General features: G+C 58.2%; 12 protein-coding genes, 7 pseudogenes and 1 riboswitch. Of the genes and pseudogenes, 8 read left to right on the forward strand and 11 right to left on the reverse strand.

The window, feature by feature from the left end; genetic code table 11:
• The first annotated feature begins 5 nt into the window (after positions 1-5).
• Positions 6-1,669 (forward strand): annotated as a pseudogene (treC, locus tag AC6I8M_RS04395) (alpha,alpha-phosphotrehalase).
• A gap of 52 nt (positions 1,670-1,721) precedes the next feature.
• Here the strand turns inward: treC and AC6I8M_RS04400 are convergent.
• From AC6I8M_RS04400 to AC6I8M_RS04410, 3 genes and pseudogenes are all read right to left on the reverse strand, one after another.
• Positions 1,722-2,507, reverse strand: coding sequence for a hypothetical protein (locus AC6I8M_RS04400; protein ID WP_010615737.1), 786 nt, complete (start codon positions 2,505-2,507; stop codon positions 1,722-1,724).
• Between the two features lie 48 nt (positions 2,508-2,555).
• Positions 2,556-3,077 carry a hypothetical protein gene (locus tag AC6I8M_RS04405; RefSeq protein ID WP_195910860.1) on the reverse strand — a complete coding sequence of 174 codons (522 nt, stop codon included), beginning with the start codon at positions 3,075-3,077 and terminating at the stop codon, positions 2,556-2,558.
• Positions 3,067-3,330 (reverse strand): annotated as a pseudogene (locus AC6I8M_RS04410) (nucleoside hydrolase); the annotation flags it as partial. The gene AC6I8M_RS04405 and the pseudogene AC6I8M_RS04410, both read right to left, overlap by 11 nt.
• A gap of 107 nt (positions 3,331-3,437) precedes the next feature.
• A riboswitch (Fluoride riboswitch) is annotated at positions 3,438-3,512 on the forward strand.
• Positions 3,513-3,603: 91 nt separating this feature from the next.
• Between AC6I8M_RS04410 and crcB the strand changes: the two are divergent.
• Positions 3,604-3,921: a fluoride efflux transporter CrcB gene (gene crcB / locus AC6I8M_RS04415; protein ID WP_010615740.1), complete on the forward strand. Its 318-nt coding sequence runs from the start codon at positions 3,604-3,606 to the stop codon at positions 3,919-3,921.
• Between the two features lie 106 nt (positions 3,922-4,027).
• The gene (locus AC6I8M_RS04420; protein WP_022548924.1) at positions 4,028-4,825 is read left to right on the forward strand and encodes a sugar phosphate isomerase/epimerase family protein; all 798 of its coding nucleotides are present in this window, start codon (positions 4,028-4,030) and stop codon (positions 4,823-4,825) included.
• On the opposite strand, the gene AC6I8M_RS04425 is transcribed toward AC6I8M_RS04420, so the two are convergent.
• The 3 genes and pseudogenes from AC6I8M_RS04425 to AC6I8M_RS04435 form a co-directional block, all read right to left on the reverse strand.
• Entirely contained in the window at positions 4,822-5,430 is a 609-nt protein-coding gene (locus AC6I8M_RS04425) for a prolyl oligopeptidase family serine peptidase (protein WP_058948720.1), read from the reverse strand. The genes AC6I8M_RS04420 and AC6I8M_RS04425 overlap by 4 nt on opposite strands.
• A gap of 16 nt (positions 5,431-5,446) precedes the next feature.
• A pseudogene (locus tag AC6I8M_RS04430) lies at positions 5,447-6,381 on the reverse strand (glutathione S-transferase family protein); the annotation flags it as partial.
• 98 nt (positions 6,382-6,479) lie between these two features.
• On the reverse strand, positions 6,480-7,379 hold the full coding sequence (locus tag AC6I8M_RS04435) for a LysR family transcriptional regulator (RefSeq protein ID WP_058948721.1): 900 nt from the start codon (positions 7,377-7,379) through the stop codon (positions 6,480-6,482).
• Positions 7,380-7,564: 185 nt separating this feature from the next.
• Here AC6I8M_RS04435 and AC6I8M_RS04440 point away from each other — a divergent pair.
• A pseudogene (locus AC6I8M_RS04440) lies at positions 7,565-8,565 on the forward strand (GNAT family N-acetyltransferase).
• Here the strand turns inward: AC6I8M_RS04440 and AC6I8M_RS04445 are convergent.
• Positions 8,562-10,385, reverse strand: a pseudogene (locus AC6I8M_RS04445) (ABC transporter ATP-binding protein). The pseudogenes AC6I8M_RS04440 and AC6I8M_RS04445 sit on opposite strands and share 4 nt — an antisense overlap.
• 63 nt (positions 10,386-10,448) lie before the next feature.
• On the opposite strand from AC6I8M_RS04445, the pseudogene AC6I8M_RS04450 reads away from it, so the two are divergent.
• Positions 10,449-10,943 (forward strand): annotated as a pseudogene (locus AC6I8M_RS04450) (GNAT family N-acetyltransferase).
• Between the two features lie 78 nt (positions 10,944-11,021).
• Here the strand turns inward: AC6I8M_RS04450 and AC6I8M_RS04455 are convergent.
• A pseudogene (locus tag AC6I8M_RS04455) lies at positions 11,022-11,936 on the reverse strand (sugar ABC transporter substrate-binding protein).
• 436 nt (positions 11,937-12,372) lie between these two features.
• Between AC6I8M_RS04455 and AC6I8M_RS04460 the strand changes: the two are divergent.
• Positions 12,373-13,221 (forward strand): YqhA family protein, encoded by an 849-nt coding sequence (locus AC6I8M_RS04460; RefSeq protein WP_010615745.1) that lies wholly within the window; start codon positions 12,373-12,375, stop codon positions 13,219-13,221.
• 244 nt (positions 13,222-13,465) lie between these two features.
• Here the strand turns inward: AC6I8M_RS04460 and AC6I8M_RS04465 are convergent, their stop codons facing one another.
• Complete coding sequence (locus AC6I8M_RS04465) at positions 13,466-13,735, reverse strand: IS110 family transposase (RefSeq protein WP_051588494.1); 270 nt, start codon at positions 13,733-13,735, stop codon at positions 13,466-13,468.
• A gap of 24 nt (positions 13,736-13,759) precedes the next feature.
• Positions 13,760-14,635: an MDR efflux pump AcrAB transcriptional activator RobA gene (gene robA, locus AC6I8M_RS04470; protein WP_010616990.1), complete on the reverse strand. Its 876-nt coding sequence runs from the start codon at positions 14,633-14,635 to the stop codon at positions 13,760-13,762.
• Between the two features lie 193 nt (positions 14,636-14,828).
• Here robA and creA point away from each other — a divergent pair, with 193 nt between their 5' ends.
• Positions 14,829-15,302 carry a protein CreA gene (gene creA / locus AC6I8M_RS04475; RefSeq protein ID WP_022548913.1) on the forward strand — a complete coding sequence of 158 codons (474 nt, stop codon included), beginning with the start codon at positions 14,829-14,831 and terminating at the stop codon, positions 15,300-15,302.
• Positions 15,303-15,352: 50 nt separating this feature from the next.
• Here the strand turns inward: creA and arcA are convergent, their stop codons facing one another.
• The gene (gene arcA, locus AC6I8M_RS04480) at positions 15,353-16,069 is read right to left on the reverse strand and encodes a two-component system response regulator ArcA (protein ID WP_010616992.1); all 717 of its coding nucleotides are present in this window, start codon (positions 16,067-16,069) and stop codon (positions 15,353-15,355) included.
• Between the two features lie 609 nt (positions 16,070-16,678).
• Here arcA and AC6I8M_RS04485 point away from each other — a divergent pair.
• Positions 16,679-17,365 (forward strand): tRNA/rRNA methyltransferase, encoded by a 687-nt coding sequence (locus tag AC6I8M_RS04485; RefSeq protein ID WP_010616993.1) that lies wholly within the window; start codon positions 16,679-16,681, stop codon positions 17,363-17,365.
• Positions 17,366-17,559 lie beyond the last annotated feature (194 nt).

Raw genomic sequence — 17,559 nt, forward strand, 5'->3', positions numbered from 1 at the left:
GCAACATGAACAGGCACGCTGGATATCCCTGGTGGCGCCAGGCGGTGATCTACCAAATCTATCCCAAAAGTTTTCAGGACAGCGGGGCGCGCGGCACCGGCGATCTCAACGGCGTGATCCAGCGGCTGGATTATCTGCAGCAGCTTGGCGTCGATGCGCTGTGGCTGACGCCGATTTATGTGTCACCGCAGATCGATAACGGTTACGACGTGGCGGATTACACCGCCATCGATCCCGCCTACGGCACCATGGCCGACTTTGACCACCTGCTGGCGGAGGTGCACCGGCGCGGTATGCGCATGGTGCTGGATATGGTGTTCAACCACACCTCGACCGAGCACGCCTGGTTTAAGCGTGCCGAAGCCGGTGAGCAGCCGTATGTCGATTTCTATATCTGGCGCGACGGGGTGCCCGGCACGCCACCCAACAACTGGCGGTCTAAGTTTGGCGGCAGCGCCTGGGCGTGGAATGAACGGCGTCAGCAATACTATCTGCACCTGTACGCGCCGGAGCAGGCCGATCTCAACTGGGAAAACCCGGCGGTGCGCGAGGCGTTAAAGCAGGTGTGCCACTTCTGGGCGGATCGAGGCGTCGATGGATTGCGGCTTGATGTGATCAACCTGGTGTCGAAGCACTAGGATTTTAGCGACGATCTGCCCGGCCATGACGGGCGGCGGTTCTACACCGATGGCCCGCGCATCCATGACTACCTGCAGGAGTTCAACCGCGATGTGTTCACGCCGCGCGGACTGATGACGGTGGGGGAAATGTCCTCGACCACGCTGGCCAACTGCCAGCGCTATGCTTCGCTGGCGCAAAACGAGCTGTCGATGACCTTTAACTTCCACCATCTCAAGGTGGATTATCCCTAGGGCGACAAATGGACGCTGGCGGCACCGGACTTCGTTCAGCTCAAGGCGATTTTTGCGGAGTGGCAGAGCGGGATGCACGACGTGGCGTGGAATGCGCTGTTCTGGTGTAACCACGATCAGCCGCGTATCGTCACGCGCTTTGGTGATGAAGGTGCGCTGCGCATCGCCTCGGCAAAATGCTTTGCGATGCTGCTGCACGGCATGCAGGGCACGCCCTATATCTATCAGGGCGAAGAGCTGGGGATGACCAGCCCCCATTTACCCGCATTAAGCAGTATCAGGACATCGAGAGCCATAACATCCACGCAGCGTGGCTGGCGCAGGGCAAGCCGGAGGCGGCAATCCTGGCGATTCTGGCCAGCAAACCGCGGGATAACAGCCGCTCGCCGATGCTGTGGGACAGCAGCGCCAATGCCGGCTTCACGCGAGGTGAGCTGTGGATAGGCGTCGCGGATAACTATACGCTGATCAACGCGGCTAACGCGCTGCTCGACAGCAACTCGGTGTTCTATGGCTACCAAACGCTGATTCGGCTGCGTAAACGTTACGCTATCTTCACCGAGGACGATTATCAGGATCTGGCACCGGAAGCGTCACAGATCTGGTGTTATCGTCGCGATTCGCCGCGTGAAAGCCTGCTGGTGGTGGCGAACCTGAGTCACAGCGCGCAGCCGCTGCTGCTGCCGGAGGTGGAGGGCAACTGGCAGGTGCTGATGAGTAATTATAGTGAAGCATCGCCGCCTGGGGCATTGACGCACCTGCGGCCTTTTGAAGCGGTGTATTACTACCAGTCGTAACGGAGAAAACCGGCGGCGCGTTTCAGCAATGAGCAGAGCGCGCCGCCAGCACTCACTTCAGCGTGCCACATTCCGCCACGGCGAGATAATCGGTATACAGCTGCGGCGAACCGGAAAAGGACGCCAGCTGCTTCCACTCTTCATACATCTGTTTGGTATCCCGGTGCGCGCGCGCAAAGTCAGCCGCGCTGGCGGTGGCGATATCAGACTGCGGATAAAACACATTTAGCGCCGCTTCACTCTCAATCTCCATCATCACCACATAGCCGTCCAGCCGGTTGCCGCTGTGGCCTTTCAGCAGATGAAACTTCCAGCCGGGATAATCAACGATGCGCGCGGCATTCTGCGCGATGAATTGCTCAAATTCCTGCGGCTGCACGCCCGGTCGCAGCGCCAGATCGTGCGTACCGAGAATGCGCGCGGTACCGCTGCGGGCATCAAAGCGCGGGCCACCCTGCAGCGTACTGTGAGGATTCTCTGCCAGCAGATTTAAATGGGTGAAAATCGTCGGGCGCCGCGCGAAGGTCGCCAGCTGTCGCCACTCGCTGAGCAGCGCGTCCGCGTCGGGATGCAGATGCCAGAAGTGCTCTGCCTCGGCGGTAAGTTCACCGTCATCCTGCATAAAGCGCGCGCGCTGTGCCGCATCTTTCATTTCAAACAGCATCAGGTATTGATCGACGCGCTCGCCGCGCAGATCGCGAAACAGCGTCCAGCGCCAGCCGGGATAGCAGGGCAGATGCACGCCTTTTTCGCGCACGAAGGTTTCAAACTGTTCTGCGGTGACGCCCGCTTCGGTGTCGATGGCGATATAAAAAAAGCTATAAACAGACTGGGACATAACAGGCTCCAGGCACGCCGTCGCGTGCCGTTAAGAGGTAAGGGCGGTTTAGTCGAACTGGGTATTGATGATGGCTTCTACCAGCACGCGGCCGGCAGGGGTGAGCGTGACGTAGCGGCTATCGCTGTGTACTAACTCGCGCTGCTGCAACTCACGCAACGCACGGGCGATGGTCGGCTGGGCAAACAGGCTGACGCCAAACTTCTGCTGAAACAGCACATCGTCGAGCGGAATCAGCGTTGACAGCGCCATCTTGCAGCCGTTGATGGCCTGCTGATCCGGCGACATGCCGCGCACCGAGGCGATCGGTAGTTCACCGTTATCCAGTGCGCGCTGATAATCGGCGTAGTCGGTCAGGTTAATCAGCTCCGCGCCGGCACATTTGGAGCTGCCGCCAAGGCCAATCGCCACTTCCGGCGTCTGTTGGTCGAGATCGGTAATGATCGCTTTCCACTTCTCCGTCGGTGCGCTGCGATGGTGGAAATACATGGTGGGATGTTCAAGGTAATCGCCATCCAGCCACTGCTCGGCCAGCGCGCGCATCTGATACTGCTGACCCAGACTGGGCATCGCCGAGACCGTCTGCGCCGTGCAGAGTGGCCGGTGCGGAAGGGGCCAGCGCCAGCGGACGCGCACAGCCGCGATACACCAGCGCGCTGATGTTCATTTTTGCACAGAACAGCCGGGCATTTTTTACCGCCTGGCCAACCGCGACATTGCCAAACACCGTGGTGATGCCCAGCAGCCGCTGCGTGCGCGCCGCATACGCCAGCGCAAAGGCGTCATCCACGCCGATATCAGTATCAAAAATCAGGGTACGTATCGGAATCTCCTTGCTGATGATGTCTGCCACGGTAAAACATAATCGTTCCCGACGATACGCTAACGGCAGGTGAATATTGTCACCTCCTGCGTGCCAGCGTATTATCGTGCCTCTGAGGTGATGGCGTGCCACCTTACCCAACCGCCCTCAGGTCACAGACGGCTGATGACGCCTGACAACTTGCTTATCCCTGCGCGGGAGACGGCGGTGTGTCAGGTGTAGTTTCTGTCCTGCCGCGGCCCTGCGCGTATCTCAATTCAGGAGCTCCAGACTATGCTGAAGTCGCTGTTCGCGGTCATGATCGGTGGTGCCATCGGTTGCACGCTGATCGTTAATCTGGTCGGTGGCTTTATTATTGGCGCGGCGATGGCGTGGTTTGTGCGCAATCCGCAGATCGATCCCGTATGGAAACTGCTGATCGTCACCGGCCTGTGCGGCGGGCTGACGACGTTTTCGACCTTCTCGGCAGAGATCGTGGTGTTGCTACAATCAGGAAAATACCTGTGGGCAATGTCGAGCGTGATGGTGCATGTCATCGGTTCATTGCTGATGACCTTTGCCGGTTTCGCCGTGGTGAACCTGCTGGGCTAAACGACACGCTTGAAATCACCCTTAAGAGGGGGATACTGATCAGGATGCTGTGCGGGTGGCGCACAGCCTCTGTCACCGCTTTATCCGGACGATTAAGGAGCTGTTGATGTCTGCAAACCCGAAATTCCTTAACCTAGTGCTGTTAAACGGTGAATCGGCGCATAAGCTGCAGGCGGCGCGTGCCACCGGGTTCGATCAGGTTGAAATGTGGCGGGAAGAGGTTACTGAGCACACGGCGGCGCTGGCCGCGCAGCTAAACTTGGGCTTTACCAATCTGCAGGTGCTGCGTGACTTTACCGGCGCGCCGGACAGCGAGCGGCTGCAAAAGCGCGCCGAACTGCGCGAATTCATTCGCGTCGCGCAGTCACTGGGCTGCGATACCATTCAGGCGCCGGCGACCACGCGCGAAGACTGCGTTGCGGAGCGCATTGATGAGGATCTGCGCTGGCTGGCCTCGGAAGCTGCGCGCTATAACATGCGCATCATGTATGAACCGATGGCGTGGTGCAGCGTCGACAATACGCTGCCGCTGGCGTGGCAGCGTTTGCAGCGGCTGGATCAGCCCAATATAGGGCTGGTGGTCGATCTGTTCCACATCTGCGCACGCGGTGGCGATGCCTCTCAGCTCGACGGCATTCCGGCCGACCGCATTTATGAAGTGCAGCTGTGCGATATGGCGCAGATGCCACCGCAGGAAAAGCAGGCGCTGAGCGACTATGCGCGCCATCAGCGCTTACTGCCCGGCGACGGCATCATTGAAGTGGAACGCTTTGTCGATAAGCTGAAAAGTGCAGGCTATCGCGGTCCGGTGGGCATCGAAGTGTTTAACGATCGCCTCAAAGCACAGCCGCCGGAAGCGGCCGCGCGTCAGGCATGGCAGGCGCTGCAGCGCTACTGGCCTTAATCCTGCAGGCACTGGGCGATGTAGGCCGCTGCCTGCATCGCGCCGTGGCTGGAAATGGTGTGACCGGTGGCAGGTTCATACTGTGCCGTGACCGCGACGCCCGCGCTCTGCAGGCGCTGCGCGGCGGAGACGGTTTCGCTGGACGGAATGACCTCATCGGCTTTGCCGTGAATCAGCAGCGCGGAGGCATGCGGCGGCGGCGTGAGCGCCTCGTCAAATGCCGGGCGACCGGAGAAGGCCACCACACCAGCCAGCGGATAGCGTCCGGAGGCCAGCGCATCCAGCGCCATGATCGAGCCCTGCGAGAATCCCACCAGAATCACCTTTTGCCACGCGTCGGCCATAGCGTGCTGCGCCATCAGCTGCTGCAGCGTCGCGTCAAAGGCGTCGCGCGCAGCCCGTACCCGTGCCGGACGGTTTTCCGGCGTGATGCCGGTCAGGCTGAACCACTGATAGCCCATGGCGTGCTCAAAGGGAAAGGGCGCATCGGGCGCGGCAACAAATGCCACGTCGGGCAGCAGCGCTGACCAGTGTTGCCCCAGCACCGCCAAATCCGCGCCATTGCTCCCGACGCCATGTAAAAACACCACTAACGCTTTTGCCATTGCCCTGCTCTTTAAAACCGTAGTCCGCCATATCCGGTCCCGCTGGCACGATGCCGTTGGGATTCAGCGCTTTAATCGAATAATCGCCCTGTTTGATGTGGTCGATGTTCACCGTTTGCCGCACGCCGGAGACCGCCAGCACACTCTTCAGATAACGATCGAGCAGCGGGTAATCGCGCAGGCGGCGCAGGTTGCATTTGAACAGGCCGTGATAGGCGACGTCAAAGCGTATCAGGGTCACGAACAGGCGGATATCGGCTTCGGTCAGTCGTTCACCCAGCAGAAAAGTGCGACCATCTTTCAGCCGTTGCTCCAGCTCATCCAGCTGCTCAAACACCTCATTAAACGCCTGCTGATAGCTCACCTAGGTGGTGGCGAAACCGGTGCGATAAACGCCGTTATTGAGACGCGGATAGATCGTTGCGTTCAGCGCGTCGATCTCCGGTCGCAGATCCTCAGGGTAGAGATCGAGCCGGTTGTCTGCCAAATCGCCAAAACCGCTGTTGAACATGCGCAGAATATCCGCCGACTCATTGTTAACAATGGTCTGGGTTTTTTTATCCCACAGCACCGGCACGGTCGCGCGCCGGTAAAATCCGCATCGGCGCGGGTATAAAGCTGGTGGAGATACTCGGTGTTATTCAGCTGGTCGCGATCGGCACCGGGATAATCGCCGAAGCGCCAGCCCTGCGCGCCAAGCTGCGGCTCAACCACCGACACGCAGACAATCTGCTCCAGCCCTTTCAGGCTGCGCGCGATGAGCGTGCGCGAGTCCCACGGGCAGATCAGCGCGACGTACAGATGATAGCGATCCGGCTCGGCGGCAAATTCGCTGCTGCCATCGGCGCTGAGCCAGTGACGAAAGCTGGAAGTCTGACGAACAAAGCCGCCCTGTTTATCGGTGGCCTGAACCGGATGCCACTCTGCGCTCCACTTACCGTTTACCAGCATCGCTATGCTCCTCTGAAGTGATGTCAGCAGCTTACCGTGCTGCCGTTATGCTGATAATCCGGGCAAAACGGCTTTGATTGTTTCCAGAATGGAAGGAATCAGCCGGGCGGATGCAGGCGAAAGTGCTCGGCAAGAAAGTCGATCAGCAGGTGGGTCTTCTGCGCCAGGTGGCGCGCGGGCGGATACAGGGCAAACAGACCCATGGCTGGCGGCGCAAAGTCCTCCAGCAGCGTGACGATTTCGCCTCGCTGCAGCGCCGGTGCAGCGATAAAACCGGGCAGACGCGCAATGCCGAGGCCGGCCAGCGCCGCCTGCAGGCAGGCTTCGGTATTGGAGAAGCACAGGCGGCCGCGAATCGGCATGCTGACGCTGTCGCCGAACGGCGTGACGAACGGCCAGTGCCAGGGATCGCGAAAGTTGGTATCGCTGATGCATTGATGCGTCGCCAGATCGCGCCAGTGCTGCGGCGTGCCGTGCTGCAGCAGATAGCCGGGCGCGGCGGCGAGGCGAATCGGCACCTCGCCCAGACGGCGCGCAATCAGGCTGCTGTCGTCCAGCTTGCCGATGCTGATCGCCATATCGAAGCCTTCATCGACGATATTCACGGCGCGGTCGGAGAAGTTGACGTCCAGCTCAATCAGCGGATAGTGACGCGCGAACGCCACCAGCACGCTGGCCAGCACCGCAGTGCCGAAGGTGCCGGGTGCGCTGATCTTCAGGCGGCCGGTGGGCGAGCGGGCATTTTCCTGCACCGTGGCATCCAGCGCGTCGAATGCCTCCAGCAGGGTTTTCACCCGCTCATAATAGGCGCGGCCGATCTCGGTGGGCGACAGCGCCCGCGTACTGCGCTTGAACAGCTGCACGCCAAGCTGCTGCTCCAGACGCGACACCAGCTTTGACGCCTGGCCGCTGCTGGTGCCCAGCCGGGCGGCGGCACCGGCAAAGCTGCCGACTTCGAGTACGGCGACAAACATGCGATCACAATCAAGACGATCCATGGCATTTCCTGCAAGGGAAAAGGGTGAGTATACACAGGCGAAGTGAAAAATCGTGGCACGGGCCGCGACATCAATGTGCGCAGGATGGCGCAACGACCCGCTTTACATTCAGTGCGCCGCACCTTTCGCACGGCGGCAAAACCTGCTGAACTAGGCATTCGCCTTAAGCTGGCCGGGAGCCACCAATGCCTTTGCTTCACCTGTCATCGCTGGCGGAGATCACCGCTGCCGAATGGGATGCGCTGTTACCTGACAATCAACCTTTTTTGCGTCACGCCTTCCTGCTAGCGCTGGAAGAGAGTGGCAGCGTGCGTGCGGGAAACGGCTGGCAGCCGGATCATCTGCTGTGGCGCGAAGACGGCAGGCTGCGGGCGGCGCTGCCGGGCTACCGTAAACGCAATTCGTGGGGCGAATATGTGTTCGATCAAGCGTGGGCCGATGCCTGCCAGCGTGCCGATATCGCCTATTACCCCAAATGGCTGGGGGCCATTCCGTTCAGTCCGGTGACCGGCGCGCGTCTGCTGGGTGACGAGACGGCCATTATCCCGATGCTGGAAGCGCTGCCCGATGCGTTGCAGCACGGCTTAAGCGGGGCGCATATCAACTTCACCACGCCGCACGCCAACGCGCTGCTGGCAACCCAGCCGGACTGGCTGGCGCGCCTCGGCGTGCAGTATCACTGGCACAATCGCGGCTACCGCGATTTTCACGACTTTCTCGACTCGCTGATGTCGCGCAAACGCAAGCAGCTGCGCAAAGAGCGCGAACAGGTGGCCAGCAGCGGCTTTGCGTTTAACTGGTATCGCGGCGATGAGCTGCGTGAAGATCAGTGGGATTTTGTGTATACCTGCTACGCCAACACCTACGCGGTGCGCGGCCAGCGTCCTTATCTGACGCGCTCCTTCTTCAGCCTGCTGGCGGAGCGGATGCCGCAGGCGATTCGCGTGGTGATCGCCACGCTACAGCAGCAGCCCGCCGCCATGGCCGAAGGGCTGCAGCGCTTTGATGCCGGTGCGCAGGGCGAGCACAGGCTGGTGCGCGGCTTTGAACCGCAACTAACTCCTTGCACTATCTGTGCCATCCGGGGCTGCGTGACGTCGGGGATTTTCTGCAGGAGGAGCGGGCAGGCGTGCGTGCGTGGGCACAGGAAGCGCGCGACGCCCTGCCTTACCGGCGCGGCGATTAATCGACGCCGACAAATCCGCCGGTCTGATGCTGCCACAGGCGCGCGTACAGCCCGCCGTGCGCCAGCAGTTCGCGATGGTTACCCATCTCAACAATGTCGCCGTTCTCCAGCACCACCAGCCGGTCCATTTTTGCAATGGTCGACAGGCGATGGGCGATGGCGATCACCGTTTTGCCCTGCATCAGCGTCTCCAGGCTCTCCTGAATCGCCGCTTCCACTTCCGAGTCGAGCGCCGACGTGGCTTCATCCATGATCAGAACCGGCGCATCTTTCAGCAGCACGTGGGCGATGGCAATACGCTGGCGCTGGCCGCCAGAGAGTTTGACGCCGCGCTCGCCGACGTGCGCATCCAGCCCGGTACGGCCCTGCGGATCAGAGAGCAGTGGGATAAACTCGTCGGCGCGGGCGCGCACAATCGCCGCCTGCAGTTCGGCTTCGCTGGCATCCGGGCGACCGTACAGCAGGTTTTCGCGAATCGAGCGGTGCAGCAGCGATGTATCTTGGGTGATCATCCCAATCTGACTGCGCAGGCTCGCCTGCGTGACCTGCGCGATGTCCTGATCGTCAATCAGAATGCGCCCGCCGTTGATGTCATACAGCCGCAGCAGCAGGTTCACGAGGGTCGATTTACCAGCGCCGGACGGGCCAATCAGACCGATTTTCTCGCTAGGCTTGATGTTGAGATTCAGGCGGTTAATCACCTGGCGGCCGCCGCCGTAGTCAAAACGCACATCCTCAAAGCGGATCTGGCCGCGCGTCACCTGCAGCTTTTTCGCCTGCGGCGCATCCTGCACGCTGAGCGGTTGCGCAATGGTGTTCAGGCCATCCTGCACCATGCCGATGTTTTCGAAGATGCCGTTCACCACCCACATGATCCAGCCGGACATGTTCACCTAGCGAATCACCAGCCGGGTGGCCAGCGTGATGGCGCCCATGCTGATCAGCGACTGGCTCCACAGCCACAGCGCGAGGCCGGAGGTGCTGACAATCAGCAGGCCATTGAGCGTCGACAGCGTGATATCCATGCTGGTCACCATGCGGCTGGCATGCTGGGTTTTGTCGGTCTATTCCTGAATGGCGTCGCGCGCGTAGCGTTTTTCCAGATCGTTATGGGCAAACAGTTTCAGGGTAGCGATGTTGGTGTAACCGTCGACGATTGTGCCCATCAGCTTCGAGCGCGCCTCGGATGATACCACCGAGCGCTGCTTGACGCGCGGCACAAAGAAGCGCAGCGACAGGCTGTACGCCACAATCCAGATGATAAGCGGAATCATCAGGCGCCAGTCGGCTTCCGCGAACAGCACCAGTGAGGTCACGGCGTAAATCACCACGTGCCAGATTGCATCCACCAGCTGGACCGCCGAGTCACGCAGCGAGTTACCGGTTTGCATGATGCGCTGGGCGATACGGCCGGCAAAATCATTCTGGAAGAAATTGAGGCTCTGCCGCAGCACATAGTTGTGATGCTGCCAGCGAATCATGCTGGGGTTAATGCTTTGATGCACCAGCATATCGTGCCGCGCGATCACCACCGGCCGCAGCACCAGCGCGACCGCTGCCATCCACAGCAGAATCGGCCAGTTATCGCTGAACAGCGTAGCGGGCGTGGTGTGATTGACCAGATCGATAATACGGCTGAGATATCTAAACAGCGCCACTTCGATCAGCGCCTGCGCCAGCCCGACAATCAGCAGCGCGACAAAACTTGGCCACACCTGACGCAGATAATAGAGGTAAAACGGCCACACGCTGGCGGGTGGGGAATCGGTGGGGGCATCCTGAAAAATATTGATAAAACGTTCAAAACGACGATACAACATAAGGCCACTCTTTCCGATCGGTGAGAGTTAACAGCTTAGTGCAACTGAACAGGGATTATCGACATGGATTTGCAGATTCGCGGACGTGAGCCGGGCGATGCCGCCGCCTATCAACGTTTATACAGTCATCCCGAGGTGTATCGCTGGACCACGCAACTGCCGTTTCCCAGCGTCGCCACCTAGCAGAAAAAATTCGAGCGCATGGACAGCGAAGGCTATATCGGCTTTGTGGCGGAAATCGACGGACAGATGGTGGGCGAGCTGACGCTGTTTACCGAACAGCTGCCGCGTACGCGCCACAGCATCAGCTTTGGTATTGGCGTCGATCCGGCGTTTAGCGGTCGCGGCATCGGTGAGCGGCTGATCCGCACCGGTATCGACTATGCCTTTAACTGGCTGGGCGTAATCCGCGTTGAGCTGGAGGTGTTTCACGACAACCAGCGCGCGCTGCGTCTGTATCAGCGCTTGGGCTTTGAGCAGGAAGGCCTGAAGCGCAAAGCCTGCCTGCGCGAGGGCGAGTACCACGACATTATCGTCATGGCGATATTGCGCGAGTGATGGTTTCGTCGCCCTGGAACCAGGTCGCCATAAATGGCGACCCTACAATTTCACAGGCGACCCGGGAGTGTCTGCCTGCTACTGACTGCGCTCGACGTATTTTTGCATATTCTCTTTGGTCACCAGCTCGAACGGGATCCACACGTGTGAAGCCACTTTCTCGCCTTTAATCAGCTTCTGCGCCACGTCTACCGAGGTTTTGCCCTGGCCGATAGCGTCCTGAAACACCGTCACCTGCATCTTATCCTGCGCCAGAGCCTTCAGGCCGTCCGGCGTGGCGTCGATGCCGCCTACCAGAATCTTTTTATTGCTCTTTGCCAGCGCCATTGCCGCGCCAATCGCCATCTCATCGTTATTGGCCGCGACGATATCGATCGCTTCACCGTTACCAATCCAGTTGAGCATCAGATCCATGCCTTCGTTGCGCGCATAGTTTGCTGGCTGCTTCTGTACCACTTTCATGCCCGGGTATTTCGCTACCACCTGCTCGACATCTTTGGTGCGCTGCAGCGCGCCAGCATCGGTCAGGTTACCGCTCATGATCGCCACGTTACCTTTATAATTCGCCAGTTTGACCAGCGCCTCCATTTGCAGCGTGCCGGATTCGCGTTCGTCCGAACCGACAAACACTACGCCGGGCGGCAGGGTTTTATCGCCTGGCGTGCGGTTGACGTACACCAGCGGAATTTTCGCCTGCTGCGCCAGTCTGGTCAGCTGCGGTGTGCTGGCGGAATCCACCGGATCAACGATGATGGCATCCACGCCAGCGCTGATAAAACTCTGCACCTGATCGGTCTGGCGGCCGACGTCGCCGCGCGCATCTTCAAACTGGGCATCCATCCCGCGCGCTTTGGCTTATTTATCAATGGCATGACGAATAATGGTAAGGAAGTTCTGGGCAAAATAGGCCATCGACACGCCGATCTTCTCCGCCAGCGCGGAAGCGGAACTGGTCAGCAGGCCAAGTAACAGTATCGCCTTGAGGGTGTTCATCGCAGACTCCAGAGTAAGCTGTTTATTAGAATAAATTTTTTCATTGGTGTTAAAAATAGATCAATGAAATCATTTTCAGCCTACGAGCCGGCAGCAGAGCTGGCAATCTGCTGCGTAGTAATTTGCTGTGCAGCGCACAATTTGCCCGACGCGCATGGATGCTTTGCCTGCTCATAGTGATCGCGCAAACTCTTTTCTCAGCGCTGGCGCACATTCTGCCGCGAAAGCCAGCACGGATTGAAGATTTTGTGCGCTACCGCCCCCGGCTTTGTGTCAGCGACCAAAACCCGCGCCGTTTCGCCGCGCGGATTCCTTCATTCGCACAATGACCAGAGCAACATTGGCTTCCTATAGTTGCTAAACAGGGAAATCTGCGCGGTATTCCTGAACATCATCGCTTCGGGGCAGGATGCTCCTCCATCAAGGAATTCAGCCTATGTTGCAACGCAAAAACCGCAGCCAGAACAGCCATGTGCGTATCTGGATCCTTTGCCTGATTCTGTTCCTGTCAGTGGTCGCCTATGCCGATCGCTCCTGTCGATCTCCGGCTCGGCGATCAAACTCGGCCTTCAGCTGGGCGTATGTCATCGGCCAGATCCCCCGCGGATTGATTCTCGATCGCTTCGGCACCAAAAAGGTCTACGGCGTGACGCTGGCGCTGTGGTCGATTTCGACCCTGCTGATGGGATTTCTCGGTGAGTTTTCCAGTGGCATGACCATGGCGCTAACGCTGATGTTTGCGCTGCGCTTCGCGCTGGGCCTGATTGAGGCGCCGAGCTTTCCCGCCAACGCCCGCGCAGTCATCATGTGGTTCCCGGGCGCAGAGCGCGGACGCGCATCGTCGCTGTTTGCCTTGGCACAATACTTTGCCGTAGCGATATTCTCACCGCTCTCCGGCTGGCTGGTGTCGCGTTATGGCTGGGAATGGCCATTCTTTGTGCTCGGCGGCATCGGCGTGCTGGCGGTGTTTGTCTGGGCGGGCTATATGCGCAGCCCGCGTCAGCATCCGCACGTTTCCGCCAGCGAGTTGCATTACATTGAACAGGGCGGCGCGTTGGTGGATATGACGCTGGTTGGTGGCCTGCTGGTCATGGTGATGCTGTCCGGCTATGAGAACTTTGTCTCTAAGCTGGATATCGATGAAAGCAAAGATAAGCTGAGCTGGCTCGGCAAGATGGATTCCGGCTCGCTGAAAAACAAAGTGGCAGCTTCGATTGTGGCGATCTCATCGATTCACCTGCTGCGTATTTTATGGACGCGCGTAACGTCGCCAATGAAAAGCTGATGTGGTACGTGATCATCTACCTGACCTTCGTGCTGTCTGCCTTTGTGATGGGCTGGCTGGATAATATGTCGAAGGTTGAAAAGAAATCGTGACCTTTACGCACGAGCTGACCAATTGAACCAGGTGCGCATGATGCGCACCCTACAAAAAACCCGAATGGCACCGTAGGGTCGCCATTCATGGCGACCTGGCCAGTTGCACCCTGTAAAAAACCCGCAGTACCCCGTAGATACCGTCTTGCCGGTTACCTGGCAAGACATATTTCGGCATCGAACGGACGACCCGACTTCAGCACACCATAAGCCAGCTGCAGCAGCTTCTTCAGCAAACTTACCGCCGGATTCCACTTCATCGCCACTATCGCTGGCATGTACAGGGCCTTGCGCATCGCGCTGTTGCCCATCTTCGATATCCTGCTTTTGCCCTTCCACTCACCGGACTCCTGCCGCATCGGATTCAGCCCCACCCACGCCACAAGAGCCTTGCTGCTGCTGAACCTCGACATGTCCCCCATATACGCCACCCTCGGCAACGCCTGTTACTGCTGTGGACGAATCGGAATCAGATATTCGCAGCGAATTTCCATTGGCGGCTCGCTGCGCTTCTTGCCACCGTGTGTATAGAAGCGCTCAATATCCTGGCCCTGACGGCGCACTAGGCCGAGGGTCGGCATACCGGTGCCGTACAGCAGCAGAATAAACTCCTGCAGCGCGGTGCGCGGTCCCTGATAGCTGAACTGCACATAATCCCCGGCTTCCAGAATCACGCTCTGGTTTGACTGCATGCTCAGCGCCTGCTGGTCGGCCGGCACCGCCGTGGTGTACTGAATCTCCTGCTCATCATCCTTCTCATGGCTGGCGCGTACCTGATGCAGACCGTACAGTACCGGCGGCACGGTATCGGTCTCCAGCAGGAACTGCTTCCAGAAATGGATGCGCATCTCGTCGCGGTAGCTGGAGATCTGCTCCAGCGTACAGGTATAGCTTTGCGTTTGCCCCACCAGCACCGTTTCCGGCAGCGTGACAAACTGCGCTTGCGGCATCGGGTAGTCGTCGAGGCGAATCGGCGGGCGAATGCCGTACGAATTCCACTCCGACGAGCGGCGATACCACGCAGGTGTCTGATTGAACTGCTTTTTAAACGCGCGGGTAAAGGTTTGCTGCGAATCGAAGCGATACTGCAGCGCAATGTCGAGGATCGGCCGGCTGGTGAGACGCAGCGCGACGGCGGCCTTGGACAGCCGGCGGGCACGGATATACGCGCCGATGGCGTGGCCAGTAACTTCCTTGAACATTCGCTGCAGGTGCCACTTGGAATAGCCTGCTTTTAGCGCAACGTTATCGAGCGAAAGGGGTTGATCCAGATGGCTTTCCAGCCAGACAAGCAAATCGCGAATGATACCGACTTGGTCCATAAAACATCCTCATAACTCTCTGGTGGCGCAACGATGAAGTCACCGAATAGTAGCACGAATTGCACAACGGCGGGGGGGGGGTTGCACAGTTAACTGTGCTACATCAATGCGGGTTGAAACCCGTTAGGTTTGGTTCTCGGTTCGATTAACAGTACATTACATTCACATCTATTCCGTTTGCAATGGTAACTCAATGACAATAGCTCGCAATCTTATAGTCACGCTGGCAACATTTATGTTGAGTCAGAGCGTGCTGGCCGAGGAGATCGGCTCCGTTGACACCGTATTCAAGATGTTTGGCCCCGATCATAAGATCGTGGTGGAAGCCTTCGACGACCCCGACGTTAAAAATGTAACCTGTTATATCAGTCGGGCAAAAACCGGCGGTATTAAGGGCGGACTGGGTCTGGCGGAAGATACTTCCGATGCGGCCATCTCCTGTCAGCAGGTGGGACCGATAGAGCTTAGCGATAAAATCGCGCAGGGCAAGGCGCAGGGTGAAGTGGTGTTCCGCAAACGCACTTCGCTGGTGTTTAAAAAGCTGCAGGTGGTGCGCTTCTTTGACCAGAAACGTCATGCGCTGGTGTACCTGAGCTATTCGGATAAAGTGGTCGATGGCTCACCGAAAAATGCGCTGAGCGCGGTGCCGATTATGCCGTGGCACTGAGCCGATAAAAAAACGCCCTGACGGGCGTTTTTTTGTTTCGCGACGGACGCTTAATCCTGCAGCTCGCCGCAGAAGCGGTAGCCTTCGCCGTGGATAGTGGCGATGATTTCCGGCGTATCCGGCGTCGACTCAAAGTGTTTGCGGATGCGGCGAATAGTGACATCCACCGTGCGGTCATGCGGCTTCAGCTCGCGACCGGTCATCTTCTTCAGCAGGTCAGCACGCGTCTGGATTTTGCCTGGGTTTTCACAGAAGTACAGCATGGCGCGGAACTCACTGCGCGGCAGCTTGTACTGATCGCCGTTCGGGCTGATCAGCGAGCGGCTGTTAATATTCAGTTCCCAGCCGTTGAAGCGATAGCTCTCGACCTGACGGCGCTCTTCGCTCGGCATCGCCAGATTCATGGTACGCGACAGCAGGTTGCGCGCACGAATCGTCAGCTCACGCGGATTAAACGGCTTGGTGATGTAGTCGTCGGCACCGATCTCCAGACCGAGGATTTTATCCACTTCGTTATCACGGCCGGTGAGGAACATCAGGGCGACGTTAGCCTGTTCGCGCAGTTCACGCGCCAGCAGTAAACCGTTTTTGCCCGGCAGGTTGATATCCATAATCACCAGATTGACGTCGTTATCGGTCAAAACCTGATGCATCTCGGCGCCGTCGGTGGCTTCATAGACCACGTAACCTTCGGCCTCAAAAATACTTTTGAGGGTGTTACGCGTGACCAGTTCGTCTTCAACGATAAGAATGTGCGGGGTCTGCATGTTTCGCTACCTAAAATTTGCCAACAAATCGAAAACAGGGCGTACGGCGGCTGCCATAACAGTTCCACTGAACAGTGGGCCGTTCGCAACCGGTGTACGAAATGATCTTCGGAATACACCATCCATCTACGTCAACTTCAGTGTTAGCTCAGCCAGTCAGGATGAATATTTGCGTGCCCCGTGGGTATCGGACTGGCGCTTATCCTAACCGTATTAACAGCAACCTAACAGCACCAACAACAACCGATAAGCATAAAAACAACGCTTCGTTGACTTATATCAAATGCAAGTGTAGCACGTTAACACTTTTATGAAAAACTTCTACTGGAATGCCAGCTTAGCTCACAAAAAGCAGCATTTTCGCTGCATTTTAGCTGCATCAGCGCAAAAATAAAACCTGCAGGTAATAACTTTTCAATTGCATGAAAAATAATGTTTTAATATGGGTTTAGCGCATAAATTTTGCTTATTACGCATAATTACGCCTGCCCGGCATTTTTGCCCTGTTTTAACATCCTTAACATCTTATTTTCTCAGGCCCGTGCGGTTGGTATTTTGTCGTCTGCATGCCAACATAGGTCGGGTTATTAACTGTTCGATGGAAAAATCATGCATTTCCCCCTGATCCTTGTCTCACCTGCTCGCCCGGAGAATATCGGCGCGGCCGCCCGCGCCATGAAAACCATGGGATTTAGCGAGTTGCGTATTGTCGCCAGTGACGCCTGGCAGGATCCGGCCGCGCGGCGTGTGGCACACGGCGCCGGTGAGATTCTCGACCACGTGAAAACCTATGACACGCTGAGCGCCGCGCTGGCGGATGTCGATTTTTCCGTGGCCACTACCGCCCGCAGCCGGGCGAAGTTTCGCTATTACGCCACGCCGGCGCAGGCCGAGACCATCCTGCAGGAGAAGCGTCAGTGGCTAAACCGTATCGCGCTGGTGTTTGGCCGTGAAGACAGCGGGCTGACCAATGAGGAACTGGAACAGGTCGATCTGCTGACCGGCATTCCGATGGCGCAAGACTATCCTTCACTGAATCTCGGCCAAGCGGTGATGGTGTACTGCTATCAGCTGTCGGCGCTGCACCAGGTAGCGGCCGCGCCGGTTGAGGCGGCTAACGCGCAGCAGCTGCAGGCGCTGCGCCAGCGTTTTCATCAGCTACTGGTGACGCTGGAAGTCAGCAATGATGCCAAGCTGGCGGACTGGATCGATCAGCGCATCGGTCTGCTGGAGCAGCGCGACAGCGCCATGCTGCACCGTTTGCTGCACGACGTAGAAAAAAAAACTTATAGATAATTGCTCGGGAAAACCGGCGCCGGACAGTGAGTGATCGGGCGTCTGTGACGCTGTCTGAACGATCGCAATCCGTTTCGGCGTCTGCGGCACAGCACTGCGCAGCAGCACCATTCGGGTGCAAACACAAATTCGTTGACTTAACGTGCGCTTTGCTTTACTTCTGGAAGGCAGACGGACAAGACAAAGACAGACAC

Source organism: Type-A symbiont of Plautia stali (genome assembly GCF_059731155.1).